This window comes from Bifidobacterium catenulatum PV20-2 (assembly GCF_000800455.1).
Taxonomy (GTDB): domain Bacteria; phylum Actinomycetota; class Actinomycetes; order Actinomycetales; family Bifidobacteriaceae; genus Bifidobacterium; species Bifidobacterium kashiwanohense_A.
Map to the genome: position 1 here is coordinate 537,028 of NZ_CP007456.1, position 14,341 is coordinate 551,368.

A 14,341-nucleotide genomic window follows, 5' to 3' on the forward strand; every position below is an offset into this window, starting at 1 on the left:
TGGCTTGCGCGTTTCCTGCCTTTTCGTTTTCATTTCGATTTTTCATTTCGATTTCCGCTTATGACTGGAGTGTTGTTGTTCCATGGATGATTCGGCTGAATACCGGCATGTGAAACGCCGTCGATACATCACGGTGGCGCTTTCCGTGGCGCTCACCACGGTATTGTGCGTTGGCTATGTCGTGGCCGACATTTTCGACAAGCTGCCGGGCGTTCTTACCCTGCAGGAGGTCGAACACATCACCGCCAAGACGCCGGGCAACGCCGTTCCTGCGGCAACGGTGGTCGGAGGGCTTGACGCTTCGAAGACCGTGGATGCAGTTGCGGCGAAGGCACTGATCAGCCAATTCGAAACGGCCGCCTCCGACTTCGGTGGCGAATATGCCATCGCCATCGCCGATGCGGCTGGCAATGTGGTGGCCGAACATGATCTCGACAAGTCGTATACTCCGGCATCCACCATGAAAACGTTGACGGCATATGCGGCGGCGACCACGCTCGACATGGGCAAGACGTTGGATACGCAGACCTATCTGGAACAGCGTGAGGACGGCACCGCGCGATTGGTGCTCAAAGGCAATGGCGACATGCTGCTCGGTGCCGGTGCATCGGATTCGGCGCATATCAATGGGCGTGCCGGACTGGGGACGCTTGCCGCAAATACGGCCAAGGCGTTACACCAGCGGGACATCACTTCCGTGACGCTTGTCTATGATGATTCCCTGTTCGGTAACGACCGTTGGCCGAGCGGCATCGCCGAGCTCGACTCGGACCATGTGTACTACGCGCCGACCGCGTCCATGGCGGTAGATGGCGGACGCAATTGGAACGGTGCCAATCCCGCAGATCCCGATATTTTCAGCACATACCCCGCTTTGAGTACGCAGCCTGCCCGCGAGGCCGCGCAGGTGTTCACGCAGCGTTTGGCTGAACAGGGCATTGCCGTGAACTCTTCCGTGGAGCAGGGAACGGTACCCGAAGGCACCAGTCCCATCGCGGACGTGCATTCCGCATCGCTGAATGAGATCATGGCGTTCATGCTTCGGCATTCCGACAATTCCTTGGCTGAGGAATTTGGCAGATTGCTGGCTTTGCATCTCGGCGTCGACAATTCGCCGGCCGGGGCTGTGCGGTCAGTCGAACAGGTGCTGGTTCAGCGGGGAATCTCCACCGAAGGTCTCATCATGCCCAACTGTTCGGGTCTGTCCGAGGAGTCCAAACTCACCGCGCGCACCCTGCTGGAAGTGCAGCAACGCAACCTGACGAGCGGTGCCGGAGCCGCCGCTGCCGAAGGATTGTCGGTCGTGGGATTCGTGGGCACTGCCGCGAATCGTTTGAACGATGCTGACGAGGCTGGTCTCATCCGTGTCAAAACCGGCAGTTTGGGGGATGTGACCTCCATGACCGGCAATGTGTCGCGTCACAACGGAGGTGCGCTGAGCTTTGCCGTGATCGTCAACAATCCCGATGATTTCGAGGCTGCGAAATCTGCTATCGACACTTTTGTGGCCGCACTGCCGAAGCTGTGATGCCATGGTGTATTCGTCTCGTTTGCGTAAGGGTGTCGGCGAGTTGCGGGTCGCGCTGGAATCGGCCGGATTGGGATTGCAGGATGCCCGATTCGCCCGTCATGGCGAGCACACGCCCGATGCGGACGCTCCTCTGATTATGGTGGCCTGTTCCGGTGGCCGCGATTCGATGGCGTTGGCTGCAGTTGCTGCGAAAACATGCGCTTCGTTGGGATTGCGATGCGGGGCGATCATCATCGACCACCAGTTGCAGCAAGGCTCTGCCGGTGTTGCGCGGGCAACCGCCGATCGTTGCGTTGCGTTGGGTCTTGACCCAGTTCGTGTTCGTGCGATTGACGTGCCCGACTCCCGCGGCATCGGTGTTGAAGCGGCGGCGCGTGAAGCGCGCTACCATGCGATTGTCGACGCATGCTCCGACGCTTCGGCCGTGCTGCTGGCTCATACGAAAAACGATCAGGCGGAAACCGTGATCATCGGTTTGTTGCGTTCCGCGGGCCTCGATGCGGTTTGCGGTATGAACGGTTCCTTTATGCGAGACGGGGTGCGTTTTCTACGCCCGTGGCTGAATGTGACCCGCGAAGAAACCACTGGCATCTGCGAGGATCTGCGGCTTGCTTGGTGGGACGATCCCACAAATGGGCCGGATGTGGGGTATTCGGGCGGAAATGAGCCTCTTCCCGCGAACTATCCGCTGCGATCCCGAATCCGGCACGATCTCATGCCATATCTTGAATCGTTCGCGGGAAGTGACGTCGTGTCGAGACTTGCGCTTGGAGCGAGGCTTGCCGAAGACGATCGCGCATATCTTGACGATGTGGCGCAACGCGTGTGCGAGCAAGGCGTAACCGTGAACAACGGCGAGATAATCATCGACGTGCGTGCGTTGCAATCGCAAGATATAGCCATCAGAAGACGGGTGATTGTGCGCTCGCTTGCAGAAGCAGGCATTTCGTGCATGGCACGGCAGGTTGAAGGGATCGACAGGTTGATCTGCGACTGGCACGGCCAGAAAGGTGTGAATCTTCCCAGCGGATATTCAGCATATCGCCAGAAACACGTCATTCGCGTGTGCCAAGATGGTGGGCATGCGAATCGCTGACGTACAAGAAGATATTGATCACGAGCTGATCAGTAAAGAAGAGATTGCCGACATCATCAACCATGCCGCAGCCCAGGCCAGTGAAGACTACTGTGGCAAGAACCCGCTGCTGGTTTGCGTACTCAAGGGCGCAGTGAACACGCTTGCGGCGTTCTCGCAGGCCATGAGCATCCACGCGGAGATGGATTTCATGAGCTTGTCGAGCTACGGTTCCGGCACTCAATCGAGCGGCAAGATCACCGTGCGGCAGGATCTGTCCACCGATGTTCGCGGTCGTCACGTGCTTATTGTGGAAGACATCATCGATTCGGGCGTCACGTTGGCGTGGCTCGTCGATGAGCTTAGGAGCCGTGGTGCCGCTTCCGTGGAGATCTTTGCGCTGTTGGAAAAGCCGGCGCGCCGTAAGGTGGATGTTCCTGTGAAATATAAGGGACGTGAGATTCCCGATGAATTCGTGGTCGGTTTCGGCTTGGATTATGACGAGCGATACCGCAATCTTGATTCGATCGCGGTGCTGAAGCCGGAAGTTTATGAAGGAGGTCAGGCATGAGTTTTCCTGGTCCGGGCCAGTCGCCGAATAACAACGGCGGCGGCAATAACCCGTTCACCAATCCGTTTGGACGCAACAATAACGCCGGCAATGGCAACGATTACAACGGCAAGGGTGACAAGTCCAACGGCAATGGATCCAATGGCGGTCCGCGTCCGTTCTGGCAGTCTCCATGGCTGTGGGTTGTGGTTGTGGCATTGCTTGCCGTGACCATGTTCCAGATTTTCGCCGGAACCGGTTCCCAGACCATCGACACCAAGGATGGTCTGCAGATTCTCAACGGCAACAATGTTGAATACGCGCAGATCGTAGACAACACCCAGCAGGTCAAGCTCAAGCTTAAGAGCGACTACTCCGCTACCGACCCTGATACCGGGCGTATGAAGAACTACGGCAAAAACGTGCAGTTCTACTACACGTACGCGCAGTCCGCAACCGTGGTCAAGGCCGTGCAGAAGGCCGATCCGGTCAAGGGCTGGACGGCGACCATGCAGCAGAGCAGCATTTGGACGTATCTGCTGACCTCGCTGCTGCCGTTCCTCATTATCTTTGGTCTGTTCTGGTTCATGATGAGCCGTATGGGCGGTGCTGGCGGCATGTTCGGTATGGGCGGCAAGAAGAACAGCGGCAAGCTGCTCGAAGGCCAGACCCCGACCACCAAGTTCGCCGACGTGGCCGGCGAAGAGGCGGCCGTGCAGGAAGTCGAGGAAATCAAGGACTTCCTGAAGGATCCGTCTCGTTACAAGGCTTTGGGTGCCCGCATCCCGCGTGGCGTGTTGCTCTACGGCCCTCCAGGTACCGGCAAGACGTTGCTGGCACGAGCCATCGCAGGCGAGGCCGGTGTGCCTTTCTATTCCATGGCAGGCTCCGACTTCGTGGAAATGTTCGTGGGCCTTGGCGCATCCCGTGTGCGCGATCTGTTCGATGAGGCCAAGAAGAACGCTCCGGCCATCATCTTCATCGATGAGATCGATGCCGTCGGTCGTAAGCGTGGCGGTTCCGGTATGAGCGGCGGCCACGACGAACGTGAGCAGACGCTGAACCAGCTGCTAGTTGAGATGGACGGCTTCAATAACGACACCAATCTGATCATCATCGCCGCGACCAACCGCCCCGACGTGCTTGATCCGGCACTGCTTCGCCCGGGCCGTTTTGACCGTCAGGTAGCCGTCGAAGCGCCTGATTTGGAAGGCCGCGAGGCTATTTTGAAGGTGCATGCCAAGGGCAAGCCGTTCGTGCCTGATGTCGATCTGCGTATGATCGCCGTGCGTACGCCGGGCTTTACCGGCGCTGATCTGGCCAATGTGTTGAACGAAGCCGCATTGTTGTGCGCCCGCGCCGGTGCGCAGCTGATCGACAACCGCGCCATCGATGAGGCCATCGACCGCGTGCAGGCGGGGCCGAAGCGCCGTTCCAAGGGCATGGCGCTCGACGAACTGCGCAACACCGCATACCACGAGGGTGGTCACGCGCTGGTGGCAGCTGCCATGAACGATACCGATCCGGTCACCAAGGTCACCATTCTGCCGCGTGGCCGTGCGCTCGGCTACACCGCGGTGATGCCGACGGAAGATCGCTATTCCATGTCGCGTAACCAGCTGCTCGACCAAATGGCGTACGCCATGGGCGGTCGTACCGCGGAGGAGGTCGTGTTCCATGATCCGACCACCGGCGCTTCCAACGACATCGAAAAGGCGACGAACATCGCACGTCAGATGGTGCTCGACTACGGCTTCTCCGACAAGTTGGGTGCCATCAAGTGGTCTGATGATGAGCAGAGCGAACTTGGATCGCTGAACCACAAGTATTCCGCACGCACCGCCGAAATCATCGACGAGGAAGTGCTCAAACTGGTGGAAACCGCGCATACTGAGGCGTGGAATGTCATCAACGAGAATCGTGAGATTCTTGATGAGCTCGTACGTCAGCTGCTCGTCAAGGAAACCCTCAACGAAAAGGAACTCGCGGAAATCTTCGCTAATGTCAAGAAGGCGCCGAAGCGTGAAGTGTGGCTGAGCGACAGCAAGCGCCCGGATTCCGACATTCCGCCGGTTCCGATTCCCGAATCCCTGAAGAAAAGCGCAGGATTGACCAACTGATGAGCGATACCGAAGCATTCGATACCCTCTTCGACGACAAGGCCCGTGCCGCCCATGCGGCCGGGCCTGTCGGCTATGACGAGGAAGGCGTGCGCCAGGCAGTACGCCTGTTTTTAAAATCCATTGGCGAAGACCCGGACCGTGAAGGCCTGCTCGACACCCCAGATCGTATTGGGCGTGCCTGTAAGGAGCTGTTCGCAGGCCTTGGACACGGCCCTGAGGAAGTGCTCAAAACCAAGTTCAAAGTCGATACCGACGAAATGGTGCTGGTACGCGATATTGAACTCTTCTCGGTATGCGAACACCACCTGTTGCCGTTCCATGGCGTGGCCCACGTTGGCTATATTCCATCGAACGGCCAAGTGGCGGGCTTAAGCAAGCTTGCACGACTGGTGGAACTGTATGCCCGCCGTCCGCAAGTGCAGGAGCGTCTCACCCAACAGGTGGCCGACGCGCTGATGGAAGGTATCGAAGCACGTGGCGTGATCGTGGTCACCGAATGCGACCACATGTGCATGGCCATGCGTGGCGTGAAGAAAGCGCAATCGCGTACGGTCACATCGGCGGTACGCGGCTGCATGCGAGACGCGGCGACGCGAGCCGAAGCCATGAGCCTGATTCTGTCGCAGCATGCGTGAGCGACGTATGGCACAGCTTGGCCGCTGACATGACTTGGTGAAGTCGAATCGTAAATAACAATAACCGGATATAGGAGGGGAAACCGGATGACCATTGATATGAAATCGATTCATGATAGTGACCGTACGCTGGTGATGGGCGTGCTCAACATTACGGAGGATTCGTTCTCCGATGGAGGGTTGTGGCTCGATCCTGCGAATGCGAAAGCGCACGGCGAGGCGATGATGAAAGATGGAGCTGACATCATCGACATCGGTGCCGAATCCACTCGCCCCGGAGCCAAACGCGTCAGCGAGGAAGACGAGCAAACCCGCGTGCTAGGTGCCGTGGACGCGCTGATTCCGGAAGGCGCGGTGCTGTCCATCGACACTACGCGCGCATCGGTGGCTCGCATGGCGTTGGAGCATGGTGCGCAGATCATCAACGACGTGTCCGGCGGTCGGCTGGACCGCGAAGTGCCCCATGTGGTGGCCGAACACGCGGAAAGCCTTTACATTGTGCAGCATTGGCGCGGTTGGCTTGCCGGCTCTGCAGGCGACGTGCCTGACGCGGATACGTCCGTGTACGCCAATGGCGTGGTGGATGACGTGTATGACGAACTCATGAAGCAGGTCGACGACGTGCTTCAGGCAGGCGTCTCGCCGTCACAGATCATCATCGATCCGGGTCTTGGATTCTCCAAACCGAGCGTCGAACATAACTTCCCGCTGATGGTGGCATTGGAGCGGTTCAACGCCACCGGGTATCCGGTGCTGATCGGAGCTTCGCGCAAACGATTCGTCGGCGCGGCGCTTGCCGATGCCGGTATCGACGAGCCAGACATGGATAGCAAAGACAATGCAACCGCTGCCATCAGCGCCCTGTGTGCCGAACATGGAGCGTGGGCCGTGCGCGTGCATGACGTGGAGAAAAGCCGCGACGCGGTGGCGATCGGCAATGCATGGTGTGCTTTCGCTAACGACTGATACGCGCCCGACAGCGCAGATATCGCAACGCCGTAAACCACTGGAACTCTTAGGATATGCAAAGAAAGGCTGGCATGGATCAGATTCGATTGACTGGCGTTCGCGCGGTCGGCAAACACGGAGTGCTTGATTTCGAACATGAGCGTGCGCAAACGTTTGTCGTCGACGCCACGTTGTTTCTTGATCTCGCGCCAGCCGGGCATTCCGACGACCTGCGGGACACCGTCGATTACGGTGCTATCGCCAAAGGAATAGTCGCCATCATCGAAGGCGAGCATGTCGATCTCATTGAAAAACTGGCGGATCGCATCGCCAATATGATTCTTGAATATCCTGCCGTGGCACAAACGCAAGTGACCGTGCATAAGCCGAGTGCGCCAATCGTAGTGCCATTCGACGACGTGAGCGTAACCGTGGAACGTTCTCGTGAAACAATTTCGGCTGCATCGCAAGTGCATCATGCCATCATTGCCATGGGTGGCAATCAGGGCGATGTAGTGGCCACCTTGCGTGACGCGGTGCGTTCGATCGACGGACTGACGTCCACTCAGGTTACGGGCATTTCGCCGCTGTACCGTACCGATGCGTGGGCATGCCCGATGGTACCCCCGACTTTTACAATGCGGTTGTTTCCGTGACCACCAAGCTATCGGCAATGGAGCTGTTGCGAGGATTGCAGCGCATCGAAGCCGAACATGGTCGAGTGCGTACCGACCATTGGACCTCACGCACACTTGATCTGGACATCATCGATTTTGACGGTCAGAGCAGCGACGATCCGGACCTGACGCTGCCTCACCCCCGTGCGTGGCAGCGTGCGTTCGTGCTGGGGCCGTGGCTGGCACTCGAACCCGATGCCAAACTGCCGGGCGAACATGCCGGTTCCGTGGCTCAACTCCTCCATGAATCGACCGATCGCGACCATATCGACGAAATCGCAGATGATTGGATGGTAGAAAGCCCGACCGGCTACGGTACCGACGACCTTGCCTGCGATGCCAATAATGCGGGCGATGCGGATGATATGGGCGAAGCGTATGATGCGATCGATTCCAGCGATCTGCCGGAAGGAACCGCCGCAGCCAAAGCGGCCGCACTCGCTTCTGCACAGCCAGAACCCGCATCGAAACGTGCGGTGATCTCACTCGACAGTCCAGCAACCGATGCCGAACAGCAGTTCCGCATGGCCATCGTCACGTTGGACGGCATTCCCGGCAACCAAGTCGAGGGCATCTCACCCCTCTACCATGTGAGCCAACTCGACGGACTCCCCGACAAAATGGCCGCGGTAATCCAGATTTCCACGCGCATGGGCGCCCATGATCTGATTGAAGCATTAGGCAATGTGGAAGCCTCCGTCGGCGAAGACCTCGATCTCGACCTTATCGACATGGAAGGCGTGACGTGCGACGAACCCGACTGCAAGGTGCCGTGGCCCACCGCACGCAACCATGCCGCAGTGCTTGCGCCATGGCTTGACATGGATCCCGATGCGCGACTAGGCAAGGATCCGGTATCATTCCTGCTGGCCATGGCTCCCGATACCGCGCAAGTGGGACTGCTGACCGACAATTGGATCATCGGAGGTACGCTATGAAAGCGCGCAGAACCCCTTGGTGGTGCTACGTTCTTGCTGCCGCATTAGGATTGCTGGCCGGTATAGGATTGGCGAAATATGGCGAGATTTCAGGTTTGCCATTGGTCGGCGCTCCATGGATCGTGCCCGTGGTGTTGGCGATTCTGGGATTCGTCGTGCTGTATATGGCATTGCAGATCCACAAATACACCACCACAGATTCCGAAAAACGCGCGCAGCTGAAACCTTTGGACCCGCAGAAGGCGTTCTCCACACTGGTGTCGTGCAAAGCGTTGGGCGTGGCAGGAGCGGCGTTGGCCGGCTGGTATGGTGGGCAGCTCATCATGAGCCTGCCACATGGCGAAGCAACGTTCTACAGCCAAGCCATACTCGAATGCGCGATCGCGGCAATCGTATGCATAGCCGATATGATCATCGGTATTACGGGGGAGTGGCTGTGCCAAATCCCACCAATCGACGGTCCGGAAAGCCCGAAAATGAAAACGGCCACGCAACGCAATCGTTACGCGGCCGCGGCTACCAAATCAGCGACACAATCGAAAGTCTGATTACCTCACTTCTTCAGATTCTCCTCGGGAACGCGAATCATCACCTCTTGGGTCATGCAGGCGACAAGCTCGCCATCCTGCGTATACACTTTCGCCTGACCTAAGCCACGGCCGTGAGCTGCAGTAGGCGTATCCTGCACATACAAATGCCACTGATTGATATCGATATCGCGATACCACCACATCGAATGATCGATCGAAGCAAACGAAATACCAGGCGTGGCAATACTCAACCCAGCGCGACGTAATACCGGCTCCAACATCACCTGATCGCAACCCATCGCCAGCATCGCACGATGCATAACCTGCGGAACATCAACCGTGCCATCAGCCTTCATCCACACCATCTGCTTGCCGGAATCATTGCTGGCGCTCTTCTTATCGGCACCCAATATGATCGTGCGCGTCACATGACGAATGTCGAACGGCGACTTTTCCGCATAATATTTGGCAAACGAAGACTTCTCGGCAAATGGTTCCATAATCTGCTTCGCACTGGTCAATGTTTCCGGCTCCGGTACACCTTCCGGCATCGGATCGGCGAACTCAACACCCTCCTGACCCTGCTCCTGGAAACTGACGATGGCGGTAAGAATCGAACCCTGAGCCTGCGTGACATTCACACGACGAGCTGAAAACGAGCGGCCATCACGCAGACTCTCCACATCAAACAGCAAATCCTGACGAATATCACCGGCAGAAATGAAATAGCCATGAATCGAATTCGGCAGGCGAGACGGCGACACCGTTTTGGACGCGGCCATCATAGCCTGCGCAATCACCTGACCGCCATACACGCGGCCAGTGGGGAAATACAGGCTTTCACCATTCACGTACGTGTGGTTGCGGTACATGGACGGCGTGCCCAGTTGAAGCACCTTTGCTAACCGTTGCAATGGTGTGATTGCCGTTTCTGTCATGACACTCCTCGATTCTTTTGAGTCGCATAGGTAACGCTTCATTCCGGATTCGAGTCTACGCAAGGGCGGTAAATTCCGCCGGATTGTTTTGTAACGAATGCGTGAGAAGCGTGAACGGCAGGTAATCGTCAACGATTCACATACGGCAAAGCGCCGCACTTCGTAACGAAGCACGGCGCTTTACTGAAATACGGGGTTAACCGGCCCTGCAATGATGGACTTGCTTCGCAAGGCTCATTGTTGCCTTCCTTCGGCTGTCGCCTCACTCAGGCTAAGCCTACAGACTGTCCACAGGACTGTCTGCTTAACGGCTTAGCGCGTTAGCTTGCGATGGAGACGGTGGGGGCGAGCCGCGTCTTCGCCGAGACGAGCGACACGGTTCTCCTGATAGGCCTGGAAGTTGCCTTCGAACCAGTACCACTTGGCTGGGTTCTCATCATCGCCTTCCCATGCAAGAATATGCGTGGCCACACGGTCGAGGAACCAGCGGTCGTGAGAAATCACCACAGCGCAGCCCGGGAAGCCAAGCAGTGCGTTTTCAAGCGATTCAAGAGTTTCGACATCAAGATCGTTGGTCGGTTCGTCGAGCAGCAGCAGGTTGCCGCCCTGCTTCAAAGTCAAAGCAAGATTCAGACGATTGCGTTCACCACCGGACAGCACGCCGGTGAGCTTTTGCTGGTCGGAACCCTTGAAGCCGAAGGACGCCACATACGCGCGGGTCGGCACTTCAACGCCGGCAACCTCAATGAAGTCAAGACCGTCAGACACGGCCTCCCACAGGTTCTTATTCGGGTCAAGGCCAGCACGATTCTGATCCACATAGCTGATCTGCACGGTCTCGCCGATCTTCAACGAGCCAGACGTCAACGGTTCAAGGCCGACAATGGTCTTGAACAGGGTGGACTTACCCACACCGTTCGGGCCGATCACGCCGACAATGCCGTTACGCGGCAGCGTGAAGCTCAAATCGTCGATGAGCACGCGGTCGCCGAATGCCTTGTGAATATGCTCGGCTTCCAGCACAGTAGAGCCCAGACGCGGGCCAGCCGGAATCTGAATCTCGGAGAAGTCAAGCTTCTTGTTGTTACGAGCCTCCTGCTCCATCTGGTCGTAACGTTCCAGACGAGCCTTGTTCTTAGCCTGACGGGCCTTCGGAGAAGAACGCACCCAATCAAGTTCACTCTTCAAACGCTTGGCGAGCTTGGCGTCCTTGGCGCCCTGGATTTCCATACGCTTGGCCTTGGTCTCCAAGTACGTGGTGTAGTTGCCCTTATACGGGTACAGCTGACCACGGTCAACCTCGCAGATCCACTCAGCCACGTTATCCATGAAGTAGCGATCGTGGGTAACGGCGATGACGGCACCCTTGTACTGGTGCAGGAACTGCTCCAACCACAGAATCGACTCGGCGTCAAGATGGTTGGTAGGCTCGTCGAGCAGCAGCAGATCAGGAGCCTCAAGCAGCAGCTTGCACAATGCCACACGACGGCGTTCACCACCGGAGCACACCGTTACCGGAGTATCCGGATCCGGGCACTGCAGAGCATCCATAGCCTGCTCAAGCTGAGAATCAAGATCCCAACCGTTTGCAGCATCGATATCGTTCTGCAGCTTGCCCATCTCATCCATCAAAGCATCGAAATCGGCATCCGGATTGGCCATCTCTTCGCCAATCTGATTGAAACGAGCCACCTTTTCCGCGATCTCGCCGAACGCCATCTTGATGTTCTCGCCAACAGTCTTGGTGTCATCCAGCGGCGGTTCCTGCTGCAGAATGCCGACGGTATAACCCGGAGTCAAAGAAGCCTCGCCATTAGACACGGTGTCGAGTCCGGCCATGATCTTCAGCAGCGTGGACTTACCCATGCCGTTCGGGCCAACAACGCCAATCTTCGCGCCTGGCAGGAAGCTCAAAGTCACGTCATCGAGAATCACACGGTCGCCGTAAGCCTTGCGGGCCTTGATCATCTGGTAAATAAACTCAGCCATATAAATCTACAATCCTGTCTTATCGTTGCAATTCCAACGTTTTGCTGGACCTGATTCCGTAATGACGCAAATGAAGAATGGCACAATCGTCCACGAGGTGTTCCGAACGGCCCGTTTTGTGTCATCCGCCGTTTGTTTTCCCGTGTCATCCCGGTGTCTGTCCACGCAAAAGCACCTTGTGGATTATCCCATATCCCATCGTCATGCCGCAACAGTGGGCTATTCGACGTGTGCTCTGATAGCGGTGCATTCGTGATTGTTGTATGCTGTCATCACGTGTAGGGGGATCCTCGATGCAACAGGATTGTCTGTCATGAAGCAAAACAGCATTTTACTAATGCTTGCCCGTAATTTGTAAGCTCTACCCTAAATTTCCTTATTGAGAGATGACTTCCTTGATCTAGATGCTGTGCAATATCTAGCATGATAGGATGCATGGAAAGTTTTGTGTAATCATAGTTGAGTTGTATAGCTTGCTAATTAAGTTTTATCAGGCTCAGGCGTTGAAGATTGTCGATTGACATTGCCAAATGCATTTCTTCTTCTAGGGTGAATCCTGGCTGCTGGTCAAGATAGTCGAATATGAAAAATCTGTAGTCAGTGAGTTTCTCGTTTGCATCGATTTCTGTGGGTTGGATGCAAGGATATGTGGGGTGCGCTCGGAAAAGATTGGGGAATCGCGCATCACGAGCTTTCGGTATACCTCTCATGAGCCTTAAGGAAAAGAACTTTGCGACGAGCTGGATTTATTTATCACCAGTTCCCATGTGGCGCAGTATCTTTCACCATTGCGAGGGATGTGCAATATATATTTCTCATGGTTCAATGAGTCGGGTCGCTGATTGCATCTATCTTGCATTGCAAAGTAGCGTGTGGTATCTTGGTATGCAAGATAGTTGTGATGGGCGCAACGGTGGCATCGCAAAAGGAGGGAGAGACGGTGCAGGGGAGAATCCCAACGCAGATGCTGAAAGGCGTCATCGCGGGTTGCGTGCTTGCCGTCATCGCGCAGGGAGAAACCTACGGGTACGAGATCTCGCAACGGCTGAACGGCTACGGCTTCGGCGATGTCGCCGAGGGGACTATCTATCCGGTGCTGCTGCGGTTGGAGAAAAGCGGCTGCATCACCGCCACCTATCGTGCCTCGGAACTGGGGCCGAAGCGCAAGTACTACACCATCACCGAGCAGGGGCTGGGTGAACTCGCGGGCTTCCGCGATGAATTCGGCATGCTGTCCGTCGCGGTACAGAACCTGTTCGTCGTCGGAGACACGGGCAACGGTGCAATGAAACCCAAGCAAAGCAAAGGAGCGCCGTCATGAGCAGAGCATCCCGCCGTTTGCGGAAGATCAATAATGAGATGGAATATCGCATCGATCCGATGGATTTCGACGTTATGACCGACATCGAGTGCTACTTGGAGATCACGAGCCTGACCGACATGCAGCGGCAGGAGGTGCGTCGCGACATCATCGACATGCTCATCGACGGCCGCCGTCGCGGGAAGACCGCGAGGGATATCATCGGCCGCGATTACCGCGCGTTCTGCGACGACATCGTGTCGGCCATCGCGCCGGAGTCCTCCTGGCAGCGGATGCTGGGTTGGATGAATTTGGCGTTCGGAATCATGGCAATGATGGGTTGGCTGCTATTGATAATCGGCGTCATCGATGGATGGAAGAGCGGCATGCTGCCGGACGTCCCGGTTCGTGTCGGGATACTTATCGCCTTTGCGATATACGCCGTGGCAGCGGTGGGCTTGGTTAGGTACATCTCGCGCCATAGCTTCGACATGGTGAAAGCCCATCGCAAATTCAACAATCACGATGTGGTGTCCTTGGTGGCGTATGTCCTGGCACTGGTCTCGGGAACCGCTGTATCGACTTTCGTCACCATGTCGTTCCGAATGCCGGCGCTCACGCTTGCGGCAATCACCATCGTTGTCACCGCGCTTGCGGTGTTTCTGGATTATCGCGTCGAATAACGTGCATTGATGCTAAGGCTGAGCCCCGGTGCCTTGAAGTCGATGAAGCCACAACTTGGCATGACAACGAAAGGGGCAGACATGGCACGCAACGATGAATGGTCCGAACCGTCGGACTTGTACGCACAGCATACCTCGCAGCTCGTCGGCGAGGTCATTCACCCCGCAGGACGCTCACCACAGGAGATTTGGACGGCATCTTCGCCGGGCGTCCACTTTCGGAACGGCCCGACAGCGGGCGTCGGTGATATGCAAGATCTACTTGACGTCGGGCATGGCCTCCGTGGCCGACGTCAAGGCTAAGAAGGAATGCCTATCCAAGACCGCCGTGCTGCGCAAAGCGCTGGCGGCATACCTCAACGACTCCGCAACAGTGTAAAAAGTAAGATAGCAGTAAATCGGAGTAAATCGGAATTTTCGGAGG

General features: G+C 56.8%; 12 protein-coding genes and 1 pseudogene. 11 read left to right on the plus strand and 2 right to left on the minus strand.

Annotated features, from left to right (window positions below):
• Window positions 1-82 precede the first annotated feature (82 nt).
• The 8 genes and pseudogenes from AH68_RS02250 (at window position 83) to AH68_RS02285 (ending at window position 9,025) form a co-directional block, all read left to right on the plus strand.
• Window positions 83-1,528: a D-alanyl-D-alanine carboxypeptidase/D-alanyl-D-alanine-endopeptidase gene (locus AH68_RS02250; protein ID WP_039197273.1), complete on the plus strand. Its 1,446-nt coding sequence runs from the start codon at window positions 83-85 to the stop codon at window positions 1,526-1,528.
• Window positions 1,529-1,532: 4 nt separating this feature from the next.
• A complete protein-coding gene (gene tilS / locus AH68_RS02255) occupies window positions 1,533-2,627 on the plus strand; it encodes a tRNA lysidine(34) synthetase TilS (RefSeq protein ID WP_039197275.1) in 1,095 nt (364 codons plus the stop codon).
• Entirely contained in the window at window positions 2,605-3,177 is a 573-nt protein-coding gene (hpt, locus tag AH68_RS02260) for a hypoxanthine phosphoribosyltransferase (RefSeq protein ID WP_039197277.1), read from the plus strand. The genes tilS and hpt overlap by 23 nt, the downstream gene beginning before the upstream one ends.
• Entirely contained in the window at window positions 3,174-5,276 is a 2,103-nt protein-coding gene (ftsH, locus tag AH68_RS02265; RefSeq protein ID WP_039197279.1) for an ATP-dependent zinc metalloprotease FtsH, read from the plus strand. The genes hpt and ftsH overlap by 4 nt, the downstream gene beginning before the upstream one ends.
• A complete protein-coding gene (gene folE, locus AH68_RS02270; protein WP_039197281.1) occupies window positions 5,276-5,914 on the plus strand; it encodes a GTP cyclohydrolase I FolE in 639 nt (212 codons plus the stop codon). Before ftsH ends, folE begins: the two co-directional genes overlap by 1 nt.
• An 87-nt stretch (window positions 5,915-6,001) precedes the next feature.
• A complete protein-coding gene (folP, locus tag AH68_RS02275; RefSeq protein ID WP_039197284.1) occupies window positions 6,002-6,880 on the plus strand; it encodes a dihydropteroate synthase in 879 nt (292 codons plus the stop codon).
• Window positions 6,881-6,954: 74 nt separating this feature from the next.
• Window positions 6,955-8,477 (plus strand): annotated as a pseudogene (folK, locus tag AH68_RS02280) (2-amino-4-hydroxy-6-hydroxymethyldihydropteridine diphosphokinase).
• Window positions 8,474-9,025, plus strand: coding sequence for a DUF3180 domain-containing protein (locus AH68_RS02285; protein ID WP_039197285.1), 552 nt, complete (start codon window positions 8,474-8,476; stop codon window positions 9,023-9,025). Before folK ends, AH68_RS02285 begins: the two are co-directional and overlap by 4 nt.
• Before the next feature lie 5 nt (window positions 9,026-9,030).
• Here the strand turns inward: AH68_RS02285 and AH68_RS02290 are convergent, their stop codons facing one another.
• Both AH68_RS02290 and ettA read right to left on the minus strand, forming a co-directional pair.
• Window positions 9,031-9,945: an acyl-CoA thioesterase gene (locus AH68_RS02290; protein WP_039197287.1), complete on the minus strand. Its 915-nt coding sequence runs from the start codon at window positions 9,943-9,945 to the stop codon at window positions 9,031-9,033.
• Between the two features lie 312 nt (window positions 9,946-10,257).
• Window positions 10,258-11,934 carry an energy-dependent translational throttle protein EttA gene (ettA, locus tag AH68_RS02295; protein ID WP_003835634.1) on the minus strand — a complete coding sequence of 559 codons (1,677 nt, stop codon included), beginning with the start codon at window positions 11,932-11,934 and terminating at the stop codon, window positions 10,258-10,260.
• A 901-nt stretch (window positions 11,935-12,835) separates the two neighbouring features.
• On the opposite strand from ettA, the gene AH68_RS02305 reads away from it, so the two are divergent.
• From AH68_RS02305 to AH68_RS11140, 3 genes are all read left to right on the plus strand, one after another.
• Window positions 12,836-13,255: a PadR family transcriptional regulator gene (locus AH68_RS02305; RefSeq protein WP_236682432.1), complete on the plus strand. Its 420-nt coding sequence runs from the start codon at window positions 12,836-12,838 to the stop codon at window positions 13,253-13,255.
• The gene (locus AH68_RS02310) at window positions 13,252-13,917 is read left to right on the plus strand and encodes a DUF1129 family protein (protein ID WP_039197293.1); all 666 of its coding nucleotides are present in this window, start codon (window positions 13,252-13,254) and stop codon (window positions 13,915-13,917) included. The genes AH68_RS02305 and AH68_RS02310 overlap by 4 nt, the downstream gene beginning before the upstream one ends.
• Window positions 13,918-14,161: 244 nt before the next feature.
• Window positions 14,162-14,296 carry a hypothetical protein gene (locus AH68_RS11140; protein WP_268871200.1) on the plus strand — a complete coding sequence of 45 codons (135 nt, stop codon included), beginning with the start codon at window positions 14,162-14,164 and terminating at the stop codon, window positions 14,294-14,296.
• The last annotated feature ends 45 nt before the right edge of the window (window positions 14,297-14,341 follow it).

Coding starts and splice junctions, on each gene's coding strand:
- AH68_RS02250 (WP_039197273.1), top strand. CDS start 83: ATGGATGATTCGGCTGAATACCGGCATGTGAAACGCCGTCGATACATC.
- tilS (WP_039197275.1), top strand. CDS start 1,533: ATGGTGTATTCGTCTCGTTTGCGTAAGGGTGTCGGCGAGTTGCGGGTC.
- hpt (WP_039197277.1), top strand. CDS start 2,605: ATGGTGGGCATGCGAATCGCTGACGTACAAGAAGATATTGATCACGAG.
- ftsH (WP_039197279.1), top strand. CDS start 3,174: ATGAGTTTTCCTGGTCCGGGCCAGTCGCCGAATAACAACGGCGGCGGC.
- folE (WP_039197281.1), top strand. CDS start 5,276: ATGAGCGATACCGAAGCATTCGATACCCTCTTCGACGACAAGGCCCGT.
- folP (WP_039197284.1), top strand. CDS start 6,002: ATGACCATTGATATGAAATCGATTCATGATAGTGACCGTACGCTGGTG.
- AH68_RS02285 (WP_039197285.1), top strand. CDS start 8,474: ATGAAAGCGCGCAGAACCCCTTGGTGGTGCTACGTTCTTGCTGCCGCA.
- AH68_RS02290 (WP_039197287.1), bottom strand. CDS start 9,945: ATGACAGAAACGGCAATCACACCATTGCAACGGTTAGCAAAGGTGCTT.
- ettA (WP_003835634.1), bottom strand. CDS start 11,934: ATGGCTGAGTTTATTTACCAGATGATCAAGGCCCGCAAGGCTTACGGC.
- AH68_RS02305 (WP_236682432.1), top strand. CDS start 12,836: ATGGGCGCAACGGTGGCATCGCAAAAGGAGGGAGAGACGGTGCAGGGG.
- AH68_RS02310 (WP_039197293.1), top strand. CDS start 13,252: ATGAGCAGAGCATCCCGCCGTTTGCGGAAGATCAATAATGAGATGGAA.